Here is a 24,421-nt window from a genome sequence, read left to right as displayed (position 1 = left end):
GGAGTTTACGAGGCGGGAGTAACCTGAGGCGTATTGCCGCTCAGCTCGGTCACTAAATCATTCACGCCGTCGCTCATATTGACAAAACGGGTCAGCGGCGAGCGCGTAACCACCACAAAGACGCCAACGTTGTTTTGCGGCACCATCGCCATATAGGTAATGAATCCGCCGCCGCCGCCGGTTTTCTGAATAATGCCCGGCCTGCCGTCTTTAGGCGACATCCACACCCAGCCCATGCCCAGCGCGTCGGCTTTGCCCGGCACGTCCATACCAATCACTTTATGCAGCTGGCTGCGCTGATAAATCAGGGTCTGCATTCTGTCCGCCTGATTATTGCGGCGATGGAAGTCGGAAGAGAGAAACTGCTGCATCCAGCGCATCATGTCGCCCGGCGTAGAGTAAACGCCGCCGCTGCCGACTGCCGCCAGCGTATTATCGCAAGGGCTGGCGCCCTTTTCGGCGATCATCAGGCGCTTGCACTGATCGGGTGAGGGGGTAAAGGTGGTGTCTTTCATGCCCAGCGGGCGGGCGATTTGCTCGTCAAACAGGTCTGCGTAAGGTTTGCCCGTGGCTCGCGAAAGCGCATCCGCCAACAGGTCGAACGCCAGGTTTGAGTAAGCGGCAACCGTGCCGGGCGCGGCTTTAAGCGTGGCCTGGGACAGCCAGTTCCAGCGCTGATCGCGGGTAGGCCAGGTAAACACGGTGCGGTGTGCGGCACCGCCGGGCTGTTCGCGCGGCAGCGAGCTGGTATGGGTTGCCAGGTTGACGAGCGTAATAGGCTGGCCGTTAAACGTTGGTACGCGTGCTCCCGGCGGGGCATATTTGCTTAGCGGATCGTTTAGCTGCACTTTGCCCTGGTCGAGCATTTTCACCAGCATTTCGCTGGTCATCAGTTTGGTCAGCGAGGCGATGCGGATAACCGAATCAAGCTGCGGGCGCACGTTGTTGCCGGGGCGAGTGTCTCCGAAGCTGCGGAAGACGCGCTGGTTGCCGTCAATCACCACGATTGCCATGCCGGTGGCGCCGCTGCCGTAATAGATATGATTGGCATAGCGATCGACAACATCGGCGGCAAATTCCGGAGCAGGCGAAGGCTGCGCAAAACTAAGCGTTGGCAGCAGAGCGGCAGCCAGCATAAGAAGACGAGGGAGACGAGTTTTCAACGCAGAAATCCAGTTCAAAAAATAAAGCGGTATAGCAGGTATTTATACTAGTCTGCGCGCTTATGCAAAGCGTCAATTAGGGGATTCGCTAATGAAAAGCGTAACCGTGCGTTACATCACCAGCAGGCTGCACAAAAGTTTATCAGGTGACGCTTAATGACACACTTTTTGTGTTTTTATTAACCAGTCAAGGGCGTATAACTCATCAGGGGTAACGAATGCTCTGAAAATGACAATTTTGCTACGCTGTCGTGGCAAAAAGTGCGTATTATCCGCCGAGTTATTTGCTGCTGCGCTGCAACTATTTTCCGTCCGCAGCATCTTAGTTATGGCCTCAGGCGTACCGCTACTGATTGAGTTCTTTATGCGATACACGATCCCTCCGCATAAAGAAGTAAATATGAAAAACAAACCTTTATTTTACAAGTGCTTACTGCACCCTCGCTACTGGCTGACCTGGTTTGGTCTTGGCATTCTGTGGCTGTGGGTTCAGCTTCCCTATCCGCTACTGATGAAAATGGGCGATTTAATCGGCCGTTTCTCTATGCGTTTCCTCAAGCGCCGCGTCACCATCGCGCGCCAGAATCTTAAGCTCTGTTTCCCGCATTACAGCGAAGCGCAGGTCGAAATTATCGTGCGCAAAAACTTCGGCTCTCTGGGGATGGGGCTGATTGAAACCGGCATGGCCTGGTTCTGGTCAGACGCCAGAGTGCGTAAATGGTTTGAAGTGCGCGGTCTCGAACATATCACCGCCGCCTGCGAAAAAGGCAAAGGCGTGATGGTTATCGGCGTGCATTTTATGTCGCTGGAGCTGGGAGGGCGCGTGATGGGGCTTTGCCGCCCGATGATGGCGATGTACCGCCCGCACAATAACAAAGCGATGGAGTACGTGCAGACCCGCGGGCGCTCACGCTCGAATAAAGCCATGCTGGATCGCCGCAATCTCAAAGGCATGGTGAAAGCGCTCAAGTCCGGCGAAGCGGTGTGGTTTGCTCCAGACCAGGATTACGGCCCGAAAGGCAGCTCTTTTGCGCCATTCTTTGCCGTTCAGCAGGCCGCCACCACCAACGGGACTTTCACCATTGCCCGCCTGGCGAAACCGGCTATTTTGACCACGGTGCTGATTCGTAAAGCCAGCGGGACCGGCTACCAGCTGGTGATTGAGCCTGAGTTTTGTGACTACCCGGCGGAAGATGAGCAGGCGGCTGCTGCTTATATGAACCGCAAAATTGAGCACGAAATTATGCGCGCCCCGGAGCAGTATCTGTGGCTGCATCGCCGCTTTAAGACCCGTCCTTTCGGCCACGCCGGTCTCTACACGATTTAATCTTCTGGCAGGTGTGCTACGCTTTTTTCTTCTTATCTGAAGGAGAGTTAGCATGCCTGCATCACGTGTTGTCATGGTTATTGATATGCAAAACGGCGTATTTGAATTCCCGCGCCGGGAGCGTGAGCGTACCGTTGCCAAAATTAACCAACTTATCGACGCCGCAGAGCAGGTCATTTTTATCCAGCATACCGAAGCCGGGCTGGAGGTGGGCAGCGAAGCCTACGACATCCTTCCTGAATTACATCGTCCCGCAGGGGCGCATTACGTGACCAAAACCGCCTGCGATGCCTTCTACCGCACCGGGCTTGCCGGGCTTTTAGAGCAACAGGATATTAATGAGCTGGTGGTCTGCGGCTGCGCGACGGATTACTGCGTGGATACCACGATTAAAAACGGCGTCAGCCGGGGCTATGCAATTACGGTAGCCGGAGATGCACACACCACGGCAGACCGCGCCTCCGTTAGCGCTGAGACGCTGATTCGCCACCACAATGAAGTGTGGGCCAACCTTTCGATTCCGGGAAATACTCTGCTGGTGAAAGAGACGGCGGAGATAATCGACGGCTGGTGATAAATTCTGTAAGCCGCTCTCACTCCTTGATACAACATTCTGCAAGCTTTATCGTAGCGCGTTAGCTATAACCAGCAGATATAACAACAAAAAGCCGTATCAGGAGCGTTGTCATGTTTAAATCTTTCTTCCCGTCGCCGAAGCTGTTTTTCCTTTCGGCGGCAATATGGGGACTACTCGCAGTTATTTTCTGGCAGTTCGGCGGCGGCCTGTGGCTGGAAAACCTCGTCGGTGCCAGCCAACAGATACCCATCAGCGCAGCCCGTTTCTGGACGCTAAAAGCATTTGTTTTTTATGCTTTTTATGCCGTCTGTGTGGGAGCTTTTGCCGGCGTCTGGTCGCTGATAAGCCCGCATCCGTGGCAGCGCTGGTCTATTCTCGGCTCCGCGCTAATCGTCTTCGTGACCTGGTTTATGGTTGAGCTGGGAGTGGCAATTAACGCCTGGTACGCGCCGTTCTTTGACCTTATTCAGACCGCGCTGGCCTCGCCGAATAAAGTTCCGCTGCAAAAATTCTACAGTGAGACGGGCGTGTTTCTGGGTATCGCGCTTATCTATGTCACGGTCGGCGTGCTGAACAGCTTCTTTATCAGCCACTATGTGTTCCGCTGGCGTACCGCGATGAATGACTACTACATGGAAAACTGGCAGAAGCTGCGCCACATTGAAGGGGCGGCCCAGCGTGTTCAGGAAGACACCATGCGCTTTGCTTCCACCCTTGAGGACATGGGCGTGAGCCTGCTGCAATCGGTGATGACCCTGATAGCCTTTCTGCCGATTCTGGTGGCGCTTTCCCCGCATGTTAAAGAGCTGCCGGTTATCGGTGCCGTGCCTTATGGCCTGGTGATTGCGGCTATTGTCTGGTCGCTGATGGGGACCGGTCTGCTGGCGGCGGTGGGGATAAAGCTGCCGGGGTTACAGTTCAATAATCAGAAGGTGGAAGCGGCCTACCGTAAAGAGCTGGTCTATGGCGAAGATGATGCGTCCCGCGCTACGCCGCCAACGGTTGCGGCGCTGTTTGGCGATGTGCGCCATAACTATTTCCGACTCTATTTCCACTACACCTACTTTAACATCGTGCGCATTCTCTACCTGCAGGTGGATAACGTGTTTGGCCTGTTTTTGCTGTTCCCGTCGATTGCCGCCGGGGCGATTACGCTTGGCCTGATGCAGCAGATAACCAACGCCTTCGGCCAGGTTCGAGGTTCGTTCCAGTATCTGATAAGCTCCTGGACCACGCTGGTTGAGCTGATGTCTATCTACAAACGTCTGCGCAGCTTTGAGCGCACATTGCAGGATGTGCCGGTGCCCGGCACCGAAGAAGCCGTCTAGCTAATAGAAAAGGGATGGCGCGATGCCATCCCTTTCAGGCGGGTGACAAACTCTGGGGATAGAAGAAATACCAGACAGCTTGTTAAAAAATTAGGAAAATCAATTCATTGATTTTCGGCTGATAACCACGAAGAGGGAAAAACCACGCTTTTTCCCTCTTCGTCAGCAACCGCATAGGGATGGCGTGATGCCATCCCTTTTTGCTAATGCCCGGCGGCTGGTGGAGCGCCCGGCGCACCCGCCCGAATAAACGGCGGACGGGCAAACCAAATTACCACAATCAGCGCCATAAACCCCCATCCCAACAGCCAGAAGTAGTCGATGGTCGACATCATATAGGCCTGCTGCTCGATAGTTTTATCCACCACGGCGAGGTGCTGCTGCGTTGCTCCGCCCATCTTATGCAGGTAATCCATAGCCGACGGGTTGTATGCCGACACGCTCTCAGTCAGGTTCGCGTGGTGATAAACCTCGCGGCGCGACCAGATCCACGTTGTCAGGGAGGAGGCAAAAGAGCCGCCCAGCACGCGGAAGAAGGTTGCCAGGCCGGAGCCTTCCGCTACCTCAACGCCGTGCAGATTCGACAGCACGATAGTGGTTATCGGCATAAAGAAGAACGCCACGCCGATACCCATAAACAGCTGTATTTCGGCAATAGTTCGGAAGTCGACATTGGTATTAAACTGCGCGCGCAGCAGGCATGAAGCGCCCATCGTCAGGAACGACAGCGTAGCCAACATGCGCATATCAACCCGGTTGGCGTAACGCCCGACAATCGGCGTCAGCAACAGCGGCAGAACGCCCATCGGCGCGGCGGCAAGCCCGGCCCAGATTGCGGTATAGCCCATCTGGGTTTGCAGCCACTGCGGCAGAATAATATTAATGGCAAAGAATGCCGCGTAGCCGAGCGTCAGCGACAGGGTGCCAATCGCAAAGTTGCGGTCGGCAAACAGCCGCAGGTTAACAATCGGATGGCGCTCGCCCAGCTCCCAAATCACAAACGAGACCAGCGCAATCGCCGAAATCGCCGACATGATGATTATCTCCGGCGAGGAGAACCAGTCGAGATCGTTGCCCTTATCCAGCACCACCTGTAGCAGCCCCACGCCGAGCACCAGCAGGGCGATACCGATGTAATCTATCGGGGCGATAGTCGTGGTCTCTTCGCGTTCACGCAGCTGGCCCCAAACCACCAGTGCGGCAAAAATACCGATCGGCACGTTGATATAGAAAATCCACGGCCATGAGTAGTTATCGGTTATCCAGCCGCCGGTTATTGGCCCGACGATAGGCGCGACTACCGTCACCATCGACAGCAGCGCCAGCGCCATACTTCGCTTGCTCGACGGGAAGATAATCAGCAGCAGCGTCTGGCACATCGGGAACATTGGCCCGGCGAAAAAACCCTGTAACGCACGGAAGATAATCAGCTCGGTCATGCTGTGGGCAAAACCGCACAGGAACGAGGTAAGGGTAAACATCGCCACCGAGCCAACAAACAGTTTGAGCTGCCCGAACCGGCGGGTAAACCAGCCGGTCAGCGGCAGGGCGATAGCGTTACACACCGCAAACGAGGTGATAACCCAGGTGCCCTGGTCGGCGCTGACGCCGAGGTTACCGGCAATCGTCGGCAGCGCCACGTTGGCAATCGTTGAGTCCAGCACCTGCATAAAAGTCGCCAGCGACAGCGCGATGGTGGCCAGCAGCAGGCTGGGGGGCGTAAACGCCGCCTTATCTTGCATAACGTCTCTCTTAGCGGCTGCCGGACGCTACCGGCTGGCTGTTGTCATGGAGGATCTTCGCAACCATCTGGTCGGCCTGGTCCAGCGCATTTTGATAAACGTCGGTAGTAAAGCGCGGCGTGGCGACGGTTTTTTGCGGCAACAGGTGGCCGTCTGCATTGCGAATATCTACCCGAGCAAACATAGAAAGCCCTACGCGCAGCGGATGTTTCTGCATGTCGTGCGGGTCGAGCGTGATGCGTACCGGCAGGCGCTGAACAATCTTGATCCAGTTACCGCTGGCGTTCTGGGCAGGCAGCAGGGAGAAGGCGCTCCCGGTGCCGATGCCGAGGCTTTCTATGGTGCCCTGGTACTCAACATCATCGCCGTAAAGGTCGGCGGTCAGCGTCACTTTCTGGCCGAGACGCATGGTCTGCATCTGGCTCTCTTTGAAGTTAGCGTCCACCCACACCTGGTCCAGCGGGACGATAGCCAGCAGCGTGGTGCCTGAATCAACCCGCATCCCGAGCTGCACGGCGCGCTTTGCTACAAAGCCGCTAACCGGCGCGACGATGGTGCTGCGTGCATTGTCGAGGAAGCGCTGGCGCAGGGTCGCTACCGCACTTTTAATTTCCGGGTGGCTATCAATCACTGTGTCATCAACCATCGCGAGGTTGGTGCGTAATGCCTGCTGTGCGGCGAGTAAATCGCTCTGGGCGCTGGTTACAGCATCGCGGTAGTGAGACAGGTCTTCGGCCGCAATAGCCCCGGTAGCAAAGATTTTCTGGCGGCGAGCATAGTCGCTCTGCGCGGTTTGCAGGGCGACCTGTTTGGCCGCAACCTGGGCGCGATAGTTATCGGCGGTGCTGTACAGGCCGCGCACCTGGCGCACGGTATTGGCGAGATTGGCTTCGGCCTGCTGTAGCGCAATATTGGTATCGCTTGGGTCAAGCAGCACCAGCGGCTGGCCTTTTTCGACGTAATCGCCCTCGTCGACGCTCACCTGGGTGACGGTGCCGCCGATTTGCGGGGTCAGAGTGACCTGGTTGCCGTTGACGTAGGCGTCATCGGTGGTTTCGTAGTAGCGCGCGTACAGCATGTACCACGCCAGACATCCGGCGGCTATCAGCAGCAGGATAATCAGCAAAATAGCGAAGTTGCGCTTACGCTTGCTTGGTGCGCGTTCTGCCTGCTCGGAAGAGGTTTGCATTTTTGTTATGGCCTTAGTCAGGAAAGCTTAAAGGTGGGGCGCGATAATGTCGTCCGGCAGCATTTTGATCAGAAGCTCGGTCAACTGTTGGGACTCTTCGGGCGTTAGCCGGGTCGTCAGGGCGCCGATGATGGAGTCCAGCGCTTCGTTCTGGAAGCGATCGCAAATCTGCTGCCCTTTGTCGGTCAGCTCGAGGATCACCTGGCGTTTATCTTCGGGATTAATGTTTCGCACGATCAGATCTCGCTTCACCATTCGTTCAAGCATGCGGCTCATCGCGCCGGTATCCATCACCAAATTTTTGCTGACTTCCACCGGGCTGTTAAAGCCTTTGTAGATACTAATCAAAACCTTAAATTGCGCGCTGGTTATCCCCATAGGGGAAAAATATTGGCTGATAAGCTGATCTTTAAACTGGTTAGACAGGTGGATCAGCAGGCCAAGATGGAGTTTAGAAGAGGGAGTACCCGCAGTATTACTCATGATATTTGCCTGGTCAGTAATTACAAATGAAATTACTGACCAGGCATTAAATTGTCAACGTTATGTCAGGATAAGCGCACTTTTTGTCAGTTTGCCAGCCAGGCCCGGGCGGTGTTTTTCATGGCAATTTCCAGCTCTGACCCCTGGGAGGCAAACACACGTTGTACCGGAAAACCTGATTTTTCCAGCAGATAAGCGAGCGGAGCGTAGGCCGCCGGGTAACGTTTAGCGGCTGGTTTATCAATGTCCACCGGGCCAAACGGGAAGTCGAACGAGCCAAAGTCGTAAACCACCTGGCGGCGCAGGATCCGCCAGGCACCGTCGCGTTTTTCCAGCATGTCGTAAAATCGGTTATGGCAGGTGGCGCCAAATTCCAGCTTGTGGTTCTGGCCAATAATCATGGCGTTGGTTTCTGAAATAGCTTTATTTCGGGCGTTGTTAAAGGTGACAACCGGGGTGCCAATCAGATGTTTAGTGCTGATGTCGGACTTGCCCATGCGCATCGATCCTTTGATAAATTCGCTGGCGAGGCCTTCAAACCAGGTCACTTCGATGGTGCCCTCCGGGTGAAAAAGCTCGGCCAGCTTGTCCCACTGCGAAAGGTCGCGGTACATCCAGCCGTTCATCAAATCGTTGATAGCAAGGCGATCCTGCAAATAGTCACTGTTCATAAAAGGCTCCTGTATAGGTGAGGAGCCATTGTTGCTCCGCGTTATCGATAAATGAAATATATTGATATGATGATTCAATCATTAAAATTGATGGTTTGGCGCTATGGAATTAAGACATCTTCGCTACTTTGTCACACTAGCCGAAACCGGGCATTTCGGGCAGGCGGCAGCCCTGCTGCACATCGTTCAGCCCGCGCTGAGTATGCAGATCCGCGCCCTGGAAGAAGAGGTTGGCGGGCCGCTGTTTACGCGCACCAGCCGTAAAGTCGAGCTAACGGAAGCCGGGCAATTACTGTTACCGGAGGCAAGGCGTACGTTAGAGCAGGCCGAACACGGTAAAAATATAGTTCAGCGGGCGTTACGTGGCGAAACCGGGCTGGTCAGAGTCGGCTTTGCGGGCAATGCTGTGGTTTCCGGGCGGCTGATGAACGATGTCCGGGCTTTTCGCCACCGGTGGCCGGAGGTTGAGCTTCAGCTTCATGAAATGTCGCCCCTGGCGCTCGGTGAGGCGCTTAGCCAGCGGGCTATCGACGTGGCCTATACGCCATTAATGGGCAAACTGGGCGAAGATATTAAAGCGGTGAAGATTGCAGAATGGCCGATGATGGTCGCCCTGGCGGAAGATAGCCCGCTGGCGGGCGAAAAACAGATTACGCTTGAGATGCTGGCGCAGGTTCCGCATATCCAGTTCGCCGCGGGCGAAGGGGACGAGGCCCTGGAGCAGGTTCGTGAAAAGTGGCGCGCAGAACTGCCGCAGCCGCTGTATCAGGCCCAAAGCACGCTTGGCGTTCTGGCTATGGTTGCCTCCGGGTTTGGCATCGCGCTGCTGCCTCACTCTTTTACCCACATTGCTATTCCGCACCTGGTTTATCAGCCAATTTCCGATCGGCGGCTTATGGCAGAGTTGCTATTGTTAAGCCGCCGGGATGAAACCCAGGGAGCCGTGCTCGCCTGGACTCGTCTCGCCCAGAATAATAATCACGACTAAACGCTATGAGGATGGCAATTTGAACAGGCAGCATGGATTGATGGCGCTCTCTCTGGGCGCTCTGTTGGTACTTAGCGGCTGTACAACAAAAAGCAGTTCACCCGCATCAACGACAACGGCAGCGGCAAAACCGGTTGATATCGAAACCGTTACGCTGCGGAAAATTCCGCAGGGCGTTAAAGACAGAGACGAGCTGGCTAAAGATCTGCTGACCACGCTTAAGAGCCAGAACATTGAACCGACGGAGGAGAATGTCTGCTCTGTGCTGGCTATTGCTTTGCAGGAGTCCAACCTGCAGGCCGACCCGGCCGTGCCGGGGCTGAATAAAATTGCGTGGAAAGAGATAGACCGCAGGGCGGAGAAAATGCATATCCCGCCGCTGCTGGTTCATACCGCGTTGCGTATTAATTCTCCCAACGGTAAAAGCTACAGCGAGCGTCTGGACAAGGTAAAAACCGAAGGCCAGCTGAGCGCTATTTTTGACGACTTCCTTACCATGGTGCCGATGGGCCAGAAGCTGTTTGGCAGCTTTAATCCGGTGCGAACCGGCGGCACGATGCAGGTTAGCGTCGCCTTTGCCGAGAAGCACACCGACGGCTACCCGTGGAAAATGGAAGGCTCGGTGCGCCAGGAAGTCTTCACCCGCCGCGGCGGGCTGTGGTTTGGCACTTACCATCTGCTGAATTATCCGGCCAATTACACGAAGCCGATTTATCGTTTCGCGGATTATAACGCGGGCTGGTACGCAAGCCGCAACGCCGCCTTCCAGAGCGCCGTTAGCCGCGCCACCGGCACAAAGCTGGCGCTGGACGGCGACCTTATTCTCTACACCAGCGACCAGGCGAGCAGTACCGAGCTTGCGGTACGCAAACTGGCGAAACAGCTGGATATGAGCAATAGCGAAATCCGCCGCGCGCTGCAAAAAGGGGACAGCATCGGCTTTGAAAAAACCAGCCTGTATAAGCAGGTATTTGCCATAGCGGAGAAGAAAGCGGGCCAGCCGCTAGCGCGAGAAGTGCTGCCGGGTATCACGCTCGAAAGTCCGAAAATCACCCGCAATTTAACTACCGCCTGGTTTGCTAAGCGGGTGGATGACCGGCGAGCGAGCTGTATGCAGCGTTAGTCCTCTCAGGTGGGAGCGGGCAGCGCTTCCGCCTCAGGATTTAATAAAACCAGAGGGGATGGCGACGCTGGCGCAGGCGCAGCACAAGGGCAATAACGCCAAGCGTTAACGCGCCCAGCAGGAATGGGATCAGGCCAAATAGGGTGCTTACCGCCAGCCCCATTTCGATGCGCGGGCGGGCTGCGTCGTTGCTTTGCGCGAGGTATTCAAGCACGCCGGGTGCCTGGACTATCAGGTTCAGTATCTGGGTTGCCACCCAGAAGCAAAACAGCACAAACAACGTATAGGCAACGTTGCCCAACGCGGATGTTTCTGTTTTGGTTGTCGTTATCATCCGGGGTACCGGAACAACGGCTTTCGACAATGTGATATCAGCCATCATGACCTCCCGTAAAATCGCCATGCTAATCAGGCGCGTGACTGCCCGTAGCGCAAATTTTGGCAGGTCAGGGGAGTTGTCAATATCAGATTGCTGGTAATTTTGCGGGCAGAATCCTCCTGGATTTGCATTTTTTGCTCAACTTCACATTTTTGTAACTTAAATGAAATTTCATTAACATTGTGCTAATTATGCGCCCGGCAACAGGCAGTTTCCCGGCCGTCGATATGCGACAATGCCGTCTGGTTTATCTCTGATGATATGAGGCTGACATGTTGACCCTGAAAATGCGTCGCGACTGGCACTATTACGCGGTGGCGATTGGCCTTATCTTTATTCTGAACGGCGTGCTTGGCCTGCTGGGGCTGGAAACGAAAGGCTGGCAAAACTATGCGGTGGGGCTGGTAACGTGGGTAATTTGCTTCTGGCTTGCGGGATTTATTATCCGCCGCCCCCGCGAAGAGTCGGAAACGGCGGAACCCTAAACACTACGAGGTGATTGAGCTTTTCAGAGCGCAATCCTGCTGGTGGCGTTCAAGAGCCAGTTCGATCAGGCGGGTGATCAGCTCCTGGTAGCCAAGCCCGCTGGCCTGCCAGAGTTTTGGATACATGCTGATGTTGGTAAAGCCCGGCAGCGTGTTGATCTCGTTGATGATAACTTCGTTATCTTCGGTCAGGAACACGTCAACGCGCGCCATACCGCTGCACTCGAGCGCCTGGTAAGCGCGAACGGCAATTTTGCGGATCTTGTCGTTCACTTCGGCTTCAAGCGCCGCCGGAACCACGACCTGGGCAGCCTGCTCGTCGATGTATTTGGTATCGTAGGAGTAGAACTCGCTGTTGACTACGATCTCGCCGCAGGTGCTGGCCTGCGGGTAATCATTACCCAGCACCGCGCACTCGATTTCACGCCCCTTAATCCCGGTTTCAACCACCACTTTATGGTCAAACTCGAAGGCTAACGCCACCGCAGCATGATATTGCTCTTCATTGCTGGCCTTGCTGACGCCGACGGAAGAACCCTGGTTTGCCGGTTTGACAAACAGCGGTAAGCCGAGCTGCTTTTCAACTTCTGCGAAGCTGATTTTGCCGCGGTTAGCGCGGGTAAGGGTGATAAACGGCGCTACGTTCAGACCGGCGTCGCGCAGCAGGCGCTTGGCTACGTCTTTGTCCATGCTGACCGCCGAGCCGAGCACGCCGGAGCCGACAAACGGCAGATTTGCCACGCGCAGCATGCCCTGCAAAGAACCGTCTTCGCCCAGCGTGCCGTGCACTATCGGGAAAATAACGTCAATCTGGGAAAGCTGCTCTGCGCTGCTGGTTTCAATCAGCTGGTGTTCGGTCTGGCCGGGAACCAGCGCGACATTTTTCTCGGAGCGATTCAGGGCGATAAGCGCCGGGTTATTGGCGTTCAGCAGATAGCTGGACGCGTCGTTGATATGCCATTGCCCCTGCTTATCAATGCCCAACAACACCACGTCAAATTTCGACTTATCAATGGCGTCGACGATGTTTTTTGCCGACTGCAGCGACACCTCGTGTTCTGCTGATTTTCCCCCAAACACGATACCAACCCGCAGTTTTGCCATGCCTTTAATCCACCCATAAACTTTACGAAGGCGGACAACATACCATGCTCATAACGGGGATTCATGTGGTTCCTGCATCCGCGGGGGATATGTGAGTTGGTAAGCAATCATTTCTATATCGTAATGGCGATTCCAGGGTGCTGACGGCGATATTCGTTAGTGTGATAAGCTTTATTCAAATCGTTCTATTCTGGTTGCATCCCCTTTGAAAAAACGCGCTATGGAATCCTGGAAGGTTAACCTCATTTCGGTCTGGTTCGGCTGTTTCTTTACCGGCCTTGCGATTAGCCAGATTTTGCCCTTTCTGCCGCTCTACGTGGAGCAGCTCGGCGTTAGCTCCCATGAGGCGCTGTCCATGTGGTCGGGGCTGACCTTTAGCGTGACGTTTCTGGTTTCCGCCATTGTTTCTCCGATGTGGGGCAGCCTTGCCGACCGCAAAGGGCGAAAGCTGATGCTGCTGCGCGCCTCCTTCGGCATGGCGGTTGCTATCCTGCTTCAGGCTTTTGCCACCAACGTCTGGCAGCTTTTCCTGCTGCGCGCGGTGATGGGGCTGACCTCCGGCTATATTCCTAATGCCATGGCGCTGGTGGCTTCTCAGGTGCCGCGCGAGCGCAGCGGCTGGGCCATAAGCACTTTATCTACCGGGCAGATTAGCGGCGTGATAGTCGGCCCGCTGCTCGGGGGGTTTATGGCGGACCATCTGGGCTTGAGGCCGGTATTTTTTGCCACCGCCGGGCTGCTGATGGTGAGTTTCCTGGTCACTCTGTTACTCATAAAAGAGGGGCCGCGCCCGAAGATTAGCAAAGCCGATCGCCTGAGCGGCAAAGAGGTGTTCGCCACGCTGCCTTATCCGTGGCTGATTTTTAGCCTGTTTTTGACGACCCTGGTTATTCAGCTGTGCAACGGCTCGATAGGCCCGATCCTTGCCCTGTTTATTAAGCAACTTTCACCAGACAGCACCAATATCGCCTTTATGAGCGGCTTTATTGCCGCCCTGCCTGGGATTTCTGCGCTGTTTGCCGCCCCAAGACTCGGCAAACTGGGCGACAGAATCGGCACCGAGCGTATTTTGATGGCGACCCTCGCGTGCGCCGTGGTGTTATTCCTGGCAATGTCCTTTGTGACCTCGCCGTTCCAGTTGGGAATATTGCGTTTTCTGCTGGGCTTTGCCGACGGCGCGATGCTCCCGGCGGTGCAAACTCTGCTGCTGAAATATTGCAGCGACCAGGTAACCGGGCGCATCTTCGGTTATAACCAGTCGTTTATGTATCTGGGCAACGTGGCGGGGCCTTTAATGGGGGCCGGAGTCTCGGCAATGGCCGGTTTTCGTTACGTTTTTGCCGCAACCGCGCTGGTTGTTTTAATCAACATCTGGCAGCTGGCGGTGGCTTTGAAACGAAAAAAACTCCGTCAAAAAGAGCTGGAGCGACAAATTTAAAACGGATTTTTTTTGCCCGGCGGCAATATTAATGAGTGGAACATGGAGAATAATTCCCACTTATTATTGTTCGCCGGATGGCAGGTTTTTTAGCGAATAATATTCCATTATTCTTTTTTTGTTACGCAAAAAAAATGCATCCGCGATTATTAGCAGACTGAATCGTTTTAATATCGCCTTTATTTGCTATTACGCACATATTTAACGCGGCATATTGCTCTCAGGTGGATCTGAGTGTTAACGTCATGTCTTAACCCCGCAGGGACTGAGAAAATGAAAAATCTTATTGCAGAGTTATTGGTTAAACTCGCTGAGAAGGAAGAGGAATCAAAAGAACTGGTGGCTCAGGTAGAGGCGCTGGAAATAGTCGTTACGGCGCTGCTGAGGCGGCTCGAGCAGGGGGAGCGCCAGCAGCTGGTCGACAGTATTGAAGGGGCGTTAGATGATGCATCCCCAAAGACCGTAGTGCCATTTCAGGATACCGAATTACTTCGTCAATATTTAAAAAAACTGCTTATTCACCCACGTAGTTGAATCAAATTTCTCTGTCATATTAATGTCATAAGCTATTTTTATACTCGCTCTGTTTTTATTTTGTATTCAGTAGTTACTACATGGAGAAAATAAAGTGAAACAGAGCGTAATTATCGCCAGCTTGCTGCCTTTGCTGCTTGCCAGCAACCCTTCGCACTCACAAGAAAATTTAGCCCCTCTGGATAATCGTGCCGCGCAGGGAGATTTAACCCAGCCGGGCGGCGCACGCCGTATTACTGGCGATCAAACGGAAGCTATTCGCGCCTCGTTAAACAATAAAACGGCGAAGAACGTTATTCTGCTGATCGGCGACGGAATGGGCGACTCCGAAATTACCGCTGCCAGAAACTATGCCGAAGGCGCGGGCGGCTTCTTCCGCGGAATTGATGCCCTGCCGCTTACCGGGCAATACACCCATTATTCTTTAGACAAGAAAACGAAAAAACCGGATTACGTGACCGACTCTGCCGCCTCCGCTACCGCGTGGACCACCGGCGTGAAAACCTATAACGGCGCGCTGGGCGTGGACGTAAACGGCAAAGATCACGTCACCATTCTTGAACTGGCTAAAGCCGCCGGTAAAGCCACCGGTAACGTGTCTACCGCAGAAATTCAGGACGCCACCCCTGCAGCGCTTGTGTCGCACGTTACCGGGCGTAAATGCTACGGCCCGAGCGCGACCAGCGAGAAATGCGCGACTAATGCGCTGGAAAACGGCGGCAAAGGCTCGATAAGCGAACAATTGCTTAACGCCCGCGCCGACGTCACGCTCGGCGGCGGAGCTAAGACCTTCAGCGAAGTAGCGAAGGCGGGCGAATGGAGCGGTAAAACGCTGCGCGAACAGGCCGATATTCGTGGTTACCATTGGGTCGATAATGCTTCGGGCCTGGCGGCCGTAACCGAGGCAAACCAGAGCAAACCCCTGATCGGCATGTTTGCGGACGGCAATATGCCTGTACGCTGGGAAGGGCCGAAGGCCAGCTATCACGGCAATATTGACCAACCGGCGGTAACCTGTACCGCAAACCCGAAACGCGATGCCAGCGTGCCAACCCTGGCGCAAATGACCGAAAAAGCTATCGATCTGCTGAAAGGCAACGAGAAGGGCTTCTTCCTGCAAGTTGAGGGCGCATCGATAGATAAGCAGGATCACGCGGCTAACCCTTGCGGCCAGATTGGCGAGACGGTCGATCTCGATGAGGCGGTGCAGAAAGCGCTGGAGTTTGCCCGTAAAGACGGCAACACCCTGGTGGTTGTTACCGCCGACCACGCGCATTCCAGCCAGATTGTGGCACCGGACACCAAAGCACCGGGGCTGACGCAGGCTCTGAATACCAAAGACGGCTCTGTTATGGTGATTAGCTACGGCAACTCCGAAGGCGAATCTCAGGAGCATACCGGCACCCAGCTGCGCGTGGCGGCCTATGGCCCGCATGCGGCAAACGTTGTGGGGCTCACCGACCAGACCGACCTGTTCTACACCATGAAGGCGGCGATGGCGCTGGAGTAAAGTGGGGAGTGGGCTAAAAAATAAGAAAAAATGCGGCGCAGGAGTCGCATTTTTTTTGCCTTAGAGCCAGGCTTGAAGCGTCACAATAAAAAAGGAATAAGCTATGAAATATTCATTATTAGCGGTGTTACTGGTAGGGCTGGTTGGGTCAGCAACGGCGGCGGAGAAAACCATGACGCCTCAGCAGCAGCGAATGACCAGCTGTAATCAACAGGCGGCAACGCAGTCCCTGAAAGGGGACCAACGTAAGAGCTATATGAGTAGCTGTCTGAAGGGCGAACAGCCGGCTGCGGCGGGCAAAACGCTGACGCCACAGCAGCAAAAAATGAAGGATTGTAATGCCGATGCCGCGAAGCAATCGCTGAAGGGCGACGCCAGAAAAACCTTTATGAGCACCTGTCTGAAGAAAAAATAAGTCGTTTTAAAGAACCCTCACCCCGGCCCTCTCCCTGTGAGGGAGAGGGAGAAAAGAGGGATGGGGAGAGGGTTGTTACTCGATCTAATCTCCTCTCCCTTATGGGGAGAGGGTTGTTACTCGATCTAATCTCTTCTCCCTTATGGGGAGAGGGTTGTTACTCGATCCAATCCCCTCTCCCCTGTGGGGTGTACGTTCCGGGGACATAGTAGACAGATGTTCGGGGACATAGTGAACACCTTTTAACATCTTTTACCCATGATGATCGACCGGTTCTTCAGGTCGATCATTCCCACTTTCGTGCTGTACCACCACACCTCATAACAACCGTCCTCACCGCTTTCCTTCAGCCCCACTCGCTCTCCCCTGAACGCTTTGCCCGCTTTCAGGCTGATACCTCTGATGCTCAGGCTTCCACTGATATCCACTTTTCTTACCGCCACGCCGTCATCGTACTCCGGCCCGGGAGCATCGCTTCTGTACTGTCTGGCCGAAGGCTGATAGCGCGAACCCGGGACCGCCATATTCAGTCCCTCATGCGGGCGTTCAAAGTTATAGACCTCCCGCCAGTGGTCAAATACCCGCTGGAGCTGGTCGCTGTCCGTGAACCATTTCCCCTGCAGAACCTCCGCCTTCAGACTGCGGTGAAAACGCTCGAGCTTGCCCTGCGTCTGGGGATGATAAGGCCGCGAGTGCCCCACCCGGATACCCTGACGCATCAGCCACAGCTCCAGCGCGGTCCAGGTCCCGGTGGTGTCTCCCCAGGGCGCCCCGTTATCCATGGTCATCCTCTCCGGCAGGCCATAGCGCTCAAACACCTTTGTCAGATGTGACTGCACGGTCTCACGCCGCTCGTTGTCGCAGTGCGTCAGGCAGAGTGAAAACCGGGAGTGGTCGTCCAGCAGCGTGAGGGGATGGCTGCGCCCACCGGCGAAGGGAAAGTGTCCCTTAAAATCCATCTGCCAGAGGGCGTTCGGCCTGCCGTGTTCGAAGCGACCGGCAGAGGGGATACCCGGCGGTACACCGGGTAGCAGGCCGTGACGGTGCATCAGGTTGTGCACGGTACTGACGGCAGGAAGGTGGTGCCCCTGCGCTTCCAGCCAGGCCTTAATCTTGCGGGCTCCCCAGCGGGGATGGGCCAGGTGTGCCTGCTGTAACAGGTCAGCCACCTGAGCGGCGGTGGCGTTGGGAGAATGATGGGGAGCCCGTGAGCGGTCAGCGAGGCCGGGAAGTCCGGCCTCGAGAAAGCGGCAAAGCCACTTATATCCGGTGGCGGGCGCGATGCCGAAGTGGCGACAGAGCGCCCGGATGTTAGCCCCGTCCTGCGAGGCAAAGTGAACAAACTCGTGACGTAATGACATGGTATCTCTCGCATCCCAGGGCATAAGCGACTCCGGAAGAGGGTTCTTATGCCGTAGTTGTAAGTGTCTACCATGTCCCCGAACAAGTGTTCACCATGTCTCCGGTATGTACATGGGGAGAGGGTCAGGGTGAGGGGGTGTTTCCAAAATCAGGACTTCCCGAGCAATTCCGACTTCGCCATGCATTTCACCATTGCTTCCATCACGGCGGCGCGGAAGCCTTTCTCTTCCAGCACTTTCACCGCTTCAATCGTGGTGCCGCCCGGCGAGCACACCATATCCTTCAGCTCACCCGGATGCTTGCCGGTTTCCAGCACCATCTTCGCGGAGCCCATTACCGCCTGGGCAGCAAACTGGTAGGCCTGCTTGCGCGGCATACCGCCAAGTACCGCCGCATCTGCCATCGCTTCGATAAACATAAATACATACGCCGGAGCAGAGCCGCTCACGCCGACCACCGGGTGGATCATCGCTTCGCTGACCACTTCCGCCTGGCCGAAGCTGCGGAAAATGCTTACCGCATCGGCAATATCTTCAGGCGTGACCAGCGCGTTTGGCGTTACGGAAGTCATGCCCGCGTTAACCAGCGCCGGCGTATTTGGCATGGCGCGGATTATCTTGCGATCGTGGCCGAGCACTTTAGCCAGCGTATCTAGGGTGATGCCCGCGGCAATAGAGATAATCACCGTGTCTTTATTCAGGCTGGAATTCACTTCGCTCAGCACTTTCAGCATGATGTTTGGCTTCACCGCGCCAAAGACGATATCCGCTATCTGGGCAACTTCCTGAGCGCTTTCGGCGGCATTAATTCCGTACTCTTCGCACAGCGCCTGAACCTTGTCCGGAGAAGGGGTGTAAATCCAGATATTACCGGCCGGAACCAGGCCGCTGGAAATCAAGCCGCCGAGGATAGCCTTCCCCATATTGCCGCAGCCAATAAAACCAATTTTCTTATCCATAGCGTTACTCCATGGTTATTTGTTTCGTTATCTTATGCTTATAGCTTAACGCGCTTTCCGGCACTTAGGCTATGTTTGCGCTTAAACGGCTCCGCAGGCGCAGATAAACTTTGCCATTCTGCAAAAGCACGGCAAAATTGCCCCCATTCCCGCGACAGTCAGGAGCAACAATGCAAATTTGGGTGGATGCCGATGCGTGTCCGAAGGTAATCAAAGAAGTCCTTTTTCGCGCCGCCGATCGCGCTCAGGTGATGGTGACGCTGGTTGCCAATCAGGGATTAAAAACGCCGCCGTCGCGCTTTATTCGCAGCCTGCAGGTGGCCTCGGGCTTTGACGTTGCGGACAACGAAATTGTTCGCCGCTGTGAGGAAAACGACCTGGTTATCACCGCGGATATTCCGCTGGCGGCCGACGTGCTGGAGAAAGGGGCGATTGCGCTGAACCCGCGCGGCGAGCTTTATACACCCGCGACTATTCGTGAGCGCCTGACGATGCGTGATTTTATGGATACGCTGCGCGCCAGCGGCGTGCAAACCGGCGGCCCGGATAGCCTGAACCAGCGCGACCGCCAGCAGTTTGCCAACGAGCTTGAAAAATGGCTGCTGAGGGTCGCGCGGGCGCAGAAGTCTTAAATAAAGCTGTCGTCGTCGTCGCCGTAATCGTCACCGCCAAAATCATCGTTACCGAAATCAGCGTAGTCGTTCGCGTTATCCTGAGGCTGGCTCAGGAACTGCCTGTCATTGACCTGGCTGTAGTCGTTGACGGAATCAAACGAGCTATTGTCGAAAGACGGAGCCGGTTCGTTGATGATGTTGACTATCTCTTCCGGCTGGCTGCGGTGGAACATGCTGGTCAGCATTTCTGCCACCACTACGCCGCCCGCAACGCCTGCTGCCGTTTGTAACGCACCGGACAGGAAGCCGCCGCCCGCACGTGGTGCGCTGGCCGGTGCGGCCTGAGGCGCGCCGTAACCTGCTGGTGCCGCGTTTGCGCCATATCCGGCATTACCCTGCGGGGCCGAAGAAGCATAATTCTGGCTGCCGGGAATAGGATCGGACCCGCGTGAGCTGTTGCTGTTGCCGCCGCCGAACAGCCCGGCCAGGAAACCACCGCTGCTTTGCTGCTGGCGAGACTTTTGCTCGAGCTCGGCTACCTGGGCTTCCAGCGCCTGAATTTTACCGTTCAGCTGCTTCATTGCCGCTTCCTGGATAAGGATCGTCTGCGCCATATAGTACGCGGCCCCAGGCTGCTGGCTGAGGTGCTGCGCAATCCGCTGTTCTGCGGCCGCATCGCGAGTGGAACTTTGGCTTTCGGCCTGTTTCAGGCGGTCAAAAAGCCCGTCGATAAGACGCTGCTCTTCAGATTGCATGGCTCATACCTCTGTCATAATGAAGACCCGGGATTCAGTGTTGCTCAAATCGGGCGTCGCTTAAACGCCTTAATCGTAAAGCTAACCATAAATGTGTTACCGAATCTCAGATTAAGGGTTGTCATTGGCCTGGCGTTTAAAGTATTGTGGCGCTGTTGGCGGGTGGCGGCTTTAGTTTACACTTGTTGAAGTTTGATTCAGGCCGTTATAGCTGGTTTTTTGCTGAAGCTCTTTGCTGATTGTAATTAAATGTTTACACTATTTTCTCGTACTAGTTTGATGATATCATCGCTATCCGTTCCTGCTTTTGTCCCGTCTGGCCCTCAGGTCAGCGCTTCCGAGGATTATCTCTGATGACTCAACCCCTATTCTTAGTCGGCGCTCGCGGCTGTGGTAAGACGACCGTCGGTCAGGCACTGGCGAGGACGCTGGGTTATGAATTTGTGGATACCGACAGCTTCCTGCTGACCAGCACCGGAAAAAGCGTGGCTGAGATAGTCGCCGAAGAGGGCTGGCCGGGCTTTCGCGCCCGCGAGTCCGAAGCGTTACAGCAGGTAACGGCTCCTGCAACCGTGGTGGCAACCGGCGGCGGCATGGTGCTGGCCGAAAATAATCGCCAGTTTATGCAGGAAAACGGCATTGCCATCTGGCTGCATGCCCCGGCGCAAATCCTGGCCTCGCGCCTGAACGCATCGCCGGAAGAAGGGCAGCGCCCGACGCTTACCGGTAAAGGCGTGACCGATGAAATTGTTGACGTCCTGGCCGCCCGGGAAGGGCTCTATCGCGAGGTTGCACACCATATTGTCGATGCTACCCGCACGCCGGACGCGGTAGTCGAAGCTATCCTCAACGCGCTGCAAATGGCTCGCGCCAGTTAGCCTATACTTAATGCAAATCCCCACCCAAAAGACCGACAGTAAGTGGGGTTATCTTGCTCTTGTCCCTGCTGAAATGCGCTTCGCTTTTCGATAGACAGAGCTTTTATCTGTTTAATTTCTTTAAAATATATTCAGTTAAAAATGTTACCAAGTGGTTGATGATTTGTTAAGGGTTCTGGCGGTATGCTGCGCGATGACGAGCAAAAAACCACGACCCCGGCGAGTTGTCTCATTAAGGATGTGTATCGGCGCAATGGAGAGGGCAGATTCTGAGTAATTGCGGAGCGAAGCATGAGACCAACTGTAGCCATTCTCACTATCGGCAGCGTGTCCGTAAGTGAAGTCCTTCCCTTCCTGACCGAACATATTTCTGAGCAACAAATTACCCACGTTAGCCTGCTGGGCGAGTTGTCTCGCGAAGAGGTTCAGCGGCTTTATTCACCCGCGCCGGGAGAAGCGTCTCTGCTGACGCTACTGGCGGATAACACTCTTACCCACGTCGGCCGCGACAAAATCTCCATCGCCATGCAGGGCATCATCGAGCAGCTGGATAACCAGGGCTACGAAGTCATTCTGTTAATGAGCACCATGCCTCTACTCGGATTAAGCGCTCGTAACGCCATTTTGCTGGAGCCGGACAGGATAATCCCGCCGCTGGTCGCCTCGATTGTTGATGGCCACCAGGTGGGGATTATTTTGCCGATGCCCGAGTTGATTAAGTTTCAGGAGCAGAAGTGGCGCAAGCTAAGCAACCCGCCGCACTACGCCCTGGCTAACCCAATCCACGGCGGCGACGAAGAGCTGCTGGAGGCGGGGCGCAAACTGATGGCGGAAGGGGCGAATGTTCTGGTGCTGGACTGCCTCGGGTTCCACCAAAAACACCGCGATTTACTGCAAAAGCAGCTCGATGTCCCGGTGTTATTGTCCAACGTGCTGGTGGCCAGGCTGGCGGCAGAACTGCTTACCTGAGAGGATTTAACAATTTACGTGACAGGCCCGAGAGTTCACCTCTATAGTGGATTTTTCACTATATCGATAAAGGGCCAGTCCATGCTTCAGAGTAATGAATACTTCTCCGGTAAAGTAAAATCCATTGGTTTTACCAGCAGCAGCACCGGCCGTGCCAGCGTTGGCGTGATGGCGGAGGGGGAGTACACCTTCGGGACCGCTCAGCCGGAAGAGATGACCGTGGTTAGCGGGGCATTGCACGTCCTGCTGCCGGGAGAAACAGAGTGGAAAACCTACGCGGCGGGTGAAGTGTTTAACGTGCCTGGACACAGCGAGTTCCACCTGCAGGTTGCAGAGCCGACCTCTTATCTTTGCCGTTATCTGGCCGATAAATAATTGCGTTTTTTCCCCTCTCTGCGCGTCGCCAGAGAGGGGAAAAGCATTAACGCTGTGCTTCGCCGCCCAGCGCTTCTACCAGGTTGTTGATAAGCGCGGCTAATTCGCCGGTCATCAAAATAAAGTCGGCGTCAAAACGTCCGCCAAAATCTTCCCGCTCGATATCGTCGTTCTGCTCGCGCAGCGTGTCGGCAAACTTCAGGCGTTTAATCGAACCGTCGTCTGCCAGCACAAACTGAATGCGTTCATGCCAGTCCAGCGCCAGTTTGGTGACCACTTTGCCGGTTTCAATATGCGCGGCGATTTCGTCACACACCAGCTCCTGCTGCTTGCAGCGGATCACGCCGCCGCCTTCGAGAATCGCTTTCAGCTCGGCTTCGTCCATCAGCGCGAAACCGGCCGGCACATCCCCAGAACGCACCCATTCGGTCAGCGTCAGCTCGATTGGATTTTCCAGAGCCAGCGGAACCACCGGCAGCGAACCCAGGCTTTTACGCAGCAGGGCGAGAGTATCTTCGGCTTTTTTCGCGCTGGCGCAGTCGACCATAATCAGGCCGTTTACCGTGTCTATCCACATCATTGTCTGGCTGAAGCGGCTGAAAGCGCGAGGCAGCAGGGAGTGCAGCACTTCGTCTTTCAGGGAGTCTTTCTCGGTCTTTTTCAGCTTACGTGCCTGCTCCGCTTCGAGCTTATTGATTTTGGCTTCCAGAGCCTGTTTGATAACCGGAGCCGGCAGAATTTTTTCTTCTTTACGGGCGCAAATCACAATCTGGCCGTTGGCAACATGGGTTAATGCATCGCTGTTCGAGCCCATCGGCGACACCCAGCCGGTTTTTGCCATGTCCTGGCTGCCGCAAGGGGTGAAGGTGAAGGCGGCTAACTGTTTTTCCATTGCATCCGCCGTCAGCGTGATGTCACGGCTTAGACGGTAAACCATTAAATTTTTAAACCACAGCATGATTCTGTCCCAGATTGTCAGTTAAACGCAGCGGGCATGATAACGAATTGACGGCCTCGTTTCATCGCATTTGCTTAGATGCCATTCTATACTATTGATAATTATCACCAAATGAGGAAGTTCATGTGCGCATAGGTATCGATCTCGGTGGTACAAAAACAGAAGTAATCGCGCTGGCAGATGACGGAAAGCAGCTCTACCGCCACCGGCTGCCAACGCCTAAAAATGACTACCAGGCCACCCTCAAAAACATCGTTGAGCTGGTGCGGCTGGCGGAAGAAGCAACGGGCGAGACCGGTACGGTTGGGCTGGGTATTCCGGGGTCAATCTCCCCTTATACCCGGGTAGTGAAAAACGCGAACTCGACCTGGCTTAACGGCCAGCCGTTCGACAAAGATCTCAGCAGCGCGCTCAAGCGCGAAGTCCGGCTGGCAAATGACGCCAACTGCCTTGCGGTATCAGAAGCTATCGATGGCGCGGCCGCCGGGGCGCAGATTGTGTTTGCGGTGATAATCGGCACCGGCTGTGGCGCAGGGATTGCCATCAACGGCCACAGCCTGATTGGCGGCAACGGCACGGCGGGAGAGTGGGGCCACAATCCTCTGCCATGGATGGATGAGGATGAGCTGCGTTTTCGCGCTGAAGTGCCGTGCTATTGCGGCAAGCAGGGCTGTATTGAAACCTTTATCTCCGGCACCGGGTTTGGCACGGACTACCAGCGCCTGAGCGGGAAAACGCTGAAGGGCAATGAGATTATCAACCTGGCTGAACAGCAGGATCCGCTGGCCGAGCTGGCCCTGAGCCGCTATGAAACGCGGTTGGCTAAATCTCTGGCGCATATTGTTAATATTCTCGACCCGGATGTGATTGTGCTGGGCGGCGGGATGAGCAATGTGGAGCGTTTGTATCGCACCGTGCCGCAGCTGATTAAGCCCTGGGTATTTGGCGGCGAGTGCGAAACGCCGATTCGCAAAGCCGTGCACGGTGATTCCAGCGGCGTTCGGGGCGCGGCGTGGCTTTGGCCGTTAGAGAAGTAAATCGCACCCCTCATCCTCCAGGAGGGTGAGGGGGAGATGTTCGTTATTCCCAGGGTAAA

At 55.2% G+C, this 24,421-nt stretch carries 26 protein-coding genes; 15 read left to right on the top strand and 11 right to left on the bottom strand.

All coding sequences use genetic code 11. The annotated features are described in order from the left end of the window. Positions 1-5: 5 nt before the first annotated feature. Complete coding sequence (gene ampH / locus ACG1VR_RS18210) at positions 6-1,136, bottom strand: D-alanyl-D-alanine-carboxypeptidase/endopeptidase AmpH (RefSeq protein WP_172570320.1); 1,131 nt, start codon at positions 1,134-1,136, stop codon at positions 6-8. A 427-nt stretch (positions 1,137-1,563) separates the two neighbouring features. Here ampH and lpxP point away from each other — a divergent pair, with 427 nt between their 5' ends. From lpxP to sbmA, 3 genes are all read left to right on the top strand, one after another. Further along, on the top strand, positions 1,564-2,490 hold the full coding sequence (lpxP, locus tag ACG1VR_RS18205) for a kdo(2)-lipid IV(A) palmitoleoyltransferase (RefSeq protein WP_039899118.1): 927 nt from the start codon (positions 1,564-1,566) through the stop codon (positions 2,488-2,490). 52 nt (positions 2,491-2,542) lie between these two features. After that, positions 2,543-3,064 (top strand): isochorismatase family protein, encoded by a 522-nt coding sequence (locus ACG1VR_RS18200; RefSeq protein WP_395489479.1) that lies wholly within the window; start codon positions 2,543-2,545, stop codon positions 3,062-3,064. Between the two features lie 113 nt (positions 3,065-3,177). Beyond that, positions 3,178-4,395, top strand: a complete 1,218-nt coding sequence (gene sbmA / locus ACG1VR_RS18195; protein WP_395489478.1) for a peptide antibiotic transporter SbmA — start codon at positions 3,178-3,180, stop codon at positions 4,393-4,395. A 203-nt stretch (positions 4,396-4,598) separates the two neighbouring features. Here sbmA and ACG1VR_RS18190 read toward each other — a convergent pair whose 3' ends face one another. The 4 genes from ACG1VR_RS18190 to ACG1VR_RS18175 all read right to left on the bottom strand — a co-directional run bounded on the left by ACG1VR_RS18190 (position 4,599) and on the right by ACG1VR_RS18175 (position 8,480). After that, entirely contained in the window at positions 4,599-6,137 is a 1,539-nt protein-coding gene (locus ACG1VR_RS18190) for a DHA2 family efflux MFS transporter permease subunit (protein ID WP_016535122.1), read from the bottom strand. A gap of 10 nt (positions 6,138-6,147) precedes the next feature. Continuing rightward, positions 6,148-7,326, bottom strand: a complete 1,179-nt coding sequence (locus ACG1VR_RS18185) for an efflux RND transporter periplasmic adaptor subunit (RefSeq protein WP_395489477.1) — start codon at positions 7,324-7,326, stop codon at positions 6,148-6,150. Between the two features lie 27 nt (positions 7,327-7,353). Continuing rightward, complete coding sequence (locus tag ACG1VR_RS18180) at positions 7,354-7,809, bottom strand: MarR family transcriptional regulator (RefSeq protein WP_395489476.1); 456 nt, start codon at positions 7,807-7,809, stop codon at positions 7,354-7,356. 86 nt (positions 7,810-7,895) lie between these two features. Next, the gene (locus tag ACG1VR_RS18175) at positions 7,896-8,480 is read right to left on the bottom strand and encodes a nuclear transport factor 2 family protein (protein WP_395489475.1); all 585 of its coding nucleotides are present in this window, start codon (positions 8,478-8,480) and stop codon (positions 7,896-7,898) included. Between the two features lie 103 nt (positions 8,481-8,583). Here ACG1VR_RS18175 and ACG1VR_RS18170 point away from each other — a divergent pair, with 103 nt between their 5' ends. Together ACG1VR_RS18170 and ACG1VR_RS18165 are read left to right on the top strand one after the other, a co-directional pair. Continuing rightward, a complete protein-coding gene (locus ACG1VR_RS18170; RefSeq protein ID WP_395489474.1) occupies positions 8,584-9,468 on the top strand; it encodes a LysR family transcriptional regulator in 885 nt (294 codons plus the stop codon). A gap of 40 nt (positions 9,469-9,508) precedes the next feature. Beyond that, positions 9,509-10,591, top strand: coding sequence for a DUF1615 domain-containing protein (locus ACG1VR_RS18165; RefSeq protein WP_016535127.1), 1,083 nt, complete (start codon positions 9,509-9,511; stop codon positions 10,589-10,591). Between the two features lie 40 nt (positions 10,592-10,631). Here ACG1VR_RS18165 and ACG1VR_RS18160 read toward each other — a convergent pair whose 3' ends face one another. Then, positions 10,632-10,970, bottom strand: a complete 339-nt coding sequence (locus ACG1VR_RS18160; protein ID WP_172568228.1) for a DUF2755 family protein — start codon at positions 10,968-10,970, stop codon at positions 10,632-10,634. A gap of 272 nt (positions 10,971-11,242) precedes the next feature. Between ACG1VR_RS18160 and ACG1VR_RS18155 the strand changes: the two genes are divergently transcribed. After that, entirely contained in the window at positions 11,243-11,455 is a 213-nt protein-coding gene (locus ACG1VR_RS18155; protein ID WP_016535129.1) for a DUF2754 family protein, read from the top strand. Between the two features lie 3 nt (positions 11,456-11,458). Here the strand turns inward: ACG1VR_RS18155 and ddlA are convergent, their stop codons facing one another. Next, complete coding sequence (gene ddlA / locus ACG1VR_RS18150) at positions 11,459-12,559, bottom strand: D-alanine--D-alanine ligase (protein WP_395489473.1); 1,101 nt, start codon at positions 12,557-12,559, stop codon at positions 11,459-11,461. Positions 12,560-12,779: 220 nt separating this feature from the next. On the opposite strand from ddlA, the gene ACG1VR_RS18145 reads away from it, so the two are divergent. The 4 genes from ACG1VR_RS18145 (at position 12,780) to ACG1VR_RS18130 (ending at position 16,456) form a co-directional block, all read left to right on the top strand. Further along, positions 12,780-13,997 (top strand): multidrug efflux MFS transporter, encoded by a 1,218-nt coding sequence (locus ACG1VR_RS18145; RefSeq protein WP_016535131.1) that lies wholly within the window; start codon positions 12,780-12,782, stop codon positions 13,995-13,997. A 273-nt stretch (positions 13,998-14,270) separates the two neighbouring features. Next, a complete protein-coding gene (gene iraP / locus ACG1VR_RS18140; RefSeq protein ID WP_016535133.1) occupies positions 14,271-14,531 on the top strand; it encodes an anti-adapter protein IraP in 261 nt (86 codons plus the stop codon). Between the two features lie 94 nt (positions 14,532-14,625). After that, positions 14,626-16,041, top strand: coding sequence for an alkaline phosphatase (phoA, locus tag ACG1VR_RS18135; RefSeq protein ID WP_395489472.1), 1,416 nt, complete (start codon positions 14,626-14,628; stop codon positions 16,039-16,041). A 103-nt stretch (positions 16,042-16,144) separates the two neighbouring features. After that, a complete protein-coding gene (locus tag ACG1VR_RS18130) occupies positions 16,145-16,456 on the top strand; it encodes a PsiF family protein (protein ID WP_279048392.1) in 312 nt (103 codons plus the stop codon). A 242-nt stretch (positions 16,457-16,698) separates the two neighbouring features. On the opposite strand, the gene ACG1VR_RS18125 is transcribed toward ACG1VR_RS18130, so the two are convergent. Then, a complete protein-coding gene (locus tag ACG1VR_RS18125; protein ID WP_395488908.1) occupies positions 16,699-17,841 on the bottom strand; it encodes an IS481 family transposase in 1,143 nt (380 codons plus the stop codon). A 125-nt stretch (positions 17,842-17,966) separates the two neighbouring features. Beyond that, a complete protein-coding gene (gene proC / locus ACG1VR_RS18120; protein WP_016535136.1) occupies positions 17,967-18,776 on the bottom strand; it encodes a pyrroline-5-carboxylate reductase in 810 nt (269 codons plus the stop codon). 170 nt (positions 18,777-18,946) lie between these two features. Here proC and ACG1VR_RS18115 point away from each other — a divergent pair, with 170 nt between their 5' ends. Then, positions 18,947-19,408 carry a YaiI/YqxD family protein gene (locus ACG1VR_RS18115; protein ID WP_395489471.1) on the top strand — a complete coding sequence of 154 codons (462 nt, stop codon included), beginning with the start codon at positions 18,947-18,949 and terminating at the stop codon, positions 19,406-19,408. On the opposite strand, the gene ACG1VR_RS18110 is transcribed toward ACG1VR_RS18115, so the two are convergent. Then, a complete protein-coding gene (locus ACG1VR_RS18110; RefSeq protein ID WP_016535138.1) occupies positions 19,405-20,145 on the bottom strand; it encodes a DUF2076 domain-containing protein in 741 nt (246 codons plus the stop codon). The genes ACG1VR_RS18115 and ACG1VR_RS18110 overlap by 4 nt on opposite strands. 353 nt (positions 20,146-20,498) lie before the next feature. Here ACG1VR_RS18110 and aroL point away from each other — a divergent pair, with 353 nt between their 5' ends. The 3 genes from aroL to ppnP all read left to right on the top strand — a co-directional run bounded on the left by aroL (position 20,499) and on the right by ppnP (position 22,367). Next, positions 20,499-21,023, top strand: a complete 525-nt coding sequence (gene aroL, locus ACG1VR_RS18105) for a shikimate kinase AroL (RefSeq protein WP_395489470.1) — start codon at positions 20,499-20,501, stop codon at positions 21,021-21,023. 291 nt (positions 21,024-21,314) lie between these two features. Then, positions 21,315-21,992: an AroM family protein gene (locus ACG1VR_RS18100; protein WP_279048396.1), complete on the top strand. Its 678-nt coding sequence runs from the start codon at positions 21,315-21,317 to the stop codon at positions 21,990-21,992. Positions 21,993-22,073: 81 nt separating this feature from the next. Beyond that, entirely contained in the window at positions 22,074-22,367 is a 294-nt protein-coding gene (gene ppnP / locus ACG1VR_RS18095) for a pyrimidine/purine nucleoside phosphorylase (protein ID WP_008454495.1), read from the top strand. Positions 22,368-22,413: 46 nt separating this feature from the next. Here the strand turns inward: ppnP and rdgC are convergent, their stop codons facing one another. Then, on the bottom strand, positions 22,414-23,325 hold the full coding sequence (gene rdgC, locus ACG1VR_RS18090; protein WP_395489469.1) for a recombination-associated protein RdgC: 912 nt from the start codon (positions 23,323-23,325) through the stop codon (positions 22,414-22,416). A gap of 125 nt (positions 23,326-23,450) precedes the next feature. On the opposite strand from rdgC, the gene mak reads away from it, so the two are divergent. Next, complete coding sequence (gene mak / locus ACG1VR_RS18085; protein WP_016535142.1) at positions 23,451-24,362, top strand: fructokinase; 912 nt, start codon at positions 23,451-23,453, stop codon at positions 24,360-24,362. The last annotated feature ends 59 nt before the right edge of the window (positions 24,363-24,421 follow it).

This window comes from Cedecea davisae (genome assembly GCF_044095835.1).
GTDB classification, from domain to species: Bacteria; Pseudomonadota; Gammaproteobacteria; order Enterobacterales; family Enterobacteriaceae; genus Cedecea; species Cedecea davisae.
The sequence above is the reverse complement of the archived record's forward strand: the minus strand, read 5'-3'. Positions and strand labels throughout refer to the sequence as shown.

Bases quoted from the DNA above. Each gene is read 5' to 3' on its own strand.
- ACG1VR_RS18180 (WP_395489476.1), bottom strand. From the start codon at position 7,809: ATGAGTAATACTGCGGGTACTCCCTCTTCTAAACTCCATCTTGGCCTG.
- aroL (WP_395489470.1), top strand. From the start codon at position 20,499: ATGACTCAACCCCTATTCTTAGTCGGCGCTCGCGGCTGTGGTAAGACG.
- ACG1VR_RS18115 (WP_395489471.1), top strand. From the start codon at position 18,947: ATGCAAATTTGGGTGGATGCCGATGCGTGTCCGAAGGTAATCAAAGAA.
- ACG1VR_RS18130 (WP_279048392.1), top strand. From the start codon at position 16,145: ATGAAATATTCATTATTAGCGGTGTTACTGGTAGGGCTGGTTGGGTCA.
- ACG1VR_RS18190 (WP_016535122.1), bottom strand. From the start codon at position 6,137: ATGCAAGATAAGGCGGCGTTTACGCCCCCCAGCCTGCTGCTGGCCACC.
- ddlA (WP_395489473.1), bottom strand. From the start codon at position 12,559: ATGGCAAAACTGCGGGTTGGTATCGTGTTTGGGGGAAAATCAGCAGAA.
- ACG1VR_RS18200 (WP_395489479.1), top strand. From the start codon at position 2,543: ATGCCTGCATCACGTGTTGTCATGGTTATTGATATGCAAAACGGCGTA.
- proC (WP_016535136.1), bottom strand. From the start codon at position 18,776: ATGGATAAGAAAATTGGTTTTATTGGCTGCGGCAATATGGGGAAGGCT.
- ppnP (WP_008454495.1), top strand. From the start codon at position 22,074: ATGCTTCAGAGTAATGAATACTTCTCCGGTAAAGTAAAATCCATTGGT.
- ACG1VR_RS18100 (WP_279048396.1), top strand. From the start codon at position 21,315: ATGAGACCAACTGTAGCCATTCTCACTATCGGCAGCGTGTCCGTAAGT.
- rdgC (WP_395489469.1), bottom strand. From the start codon at position 23,325: ATGCTGTGGTTTAAAAATTTAATGGTTTACCGTCTAAGCCGTGACATC.
- ACG1VR_RS18185 (WP_395489477.1), bottom strand. From the start codon at position 7,326: ATGCAAACCTCTTCCGAGCAGGCAGAACGCGCACCAAGCAAGCGTAAG.
- ampH (WP_172570320.1), bottom strand. From the start codon at position 1,136: ATGCTGGCTGCCGCTCTGCTGCCAACGCTTAGTTTTGCGCAGCCTTCG.
- ACG1VR_RS18110 (WP_016535138.1), bottom strand. From the start codon at position 20,145: ATGCAATCTGAAGAGCAGCGTCTTATCGACGGGCTTTTTGACCGCCTG.
- lpxP (WP_039899118.1), top strand. From the start codon at position 1,564: ATGAAAAACAAACCTTTATTTTACAAGTGCTTACTGCACCCTCGCTAC.
- ACG1VR_RS18125 (WP_395488908.1), bottom strand. From the start codon at position 17,841: ATGCCCTGGGATGCGAGAGATACCATGTCATTACGTCACGAGTTTGTT.
- ACG1VR_RS18145 (WP_016535131.1), top strand. From the start codon at position 12,780: ATGGAATCCTGGAAGGTTAACCTCATTTCGGTCTGGTTCGGCTGTTTC.
- sbmA (WP_395489478.1), top strand. From the start codon at position 3,178: ATGTTTAAATCTTTCTTCCCGTCGCCGAAGCTGTTTTTCCTTTCGGCG.
- iraP (WP_016535133.1), top strand. From the start codon at position 14,271: ATGAAAAATCTTATTGCAGAGTTATTGGTTAAACTCGCTGAGAAGGAA.
- ACG1VR_RS18160 (WP_172568228.1), bottom strand. From the start codon at position 10,970: ATGGCTGATATCACATTGTCGAAAGCCGTTGTTCCGGTACCCCGGATG.
- ACG1VR_RS18155 (WP_016535129.1), top strand. From the start codon at position 11,243: ATGTTGACCCTGAAAATGCGTCGCGACTGGCACTATTACGCGGTGGCG.
- ACG1VR_RS18170 (WP_395489474.1), top strand. From the start codon at position 8,584: ATGGAATTAAGACATCTTCGCTACTTTGTCACACTAGCCGAAACCGGG.
- ACG1VR_RS18165 (WP_016535127.1), top strand. From the start codon at position 9,509: ATGGCGCTCTCTCTGGGCGCTCTGTTGGTACTTAGCGGCTGTACAACA.
- ACG1VR_RS18175 (WP_395489475.1), bottom strand. From the start codon at position 8,480: ATGAACAGTGACTATTTGCAGGATCGCCTTGCTATCAACGATTTGATG.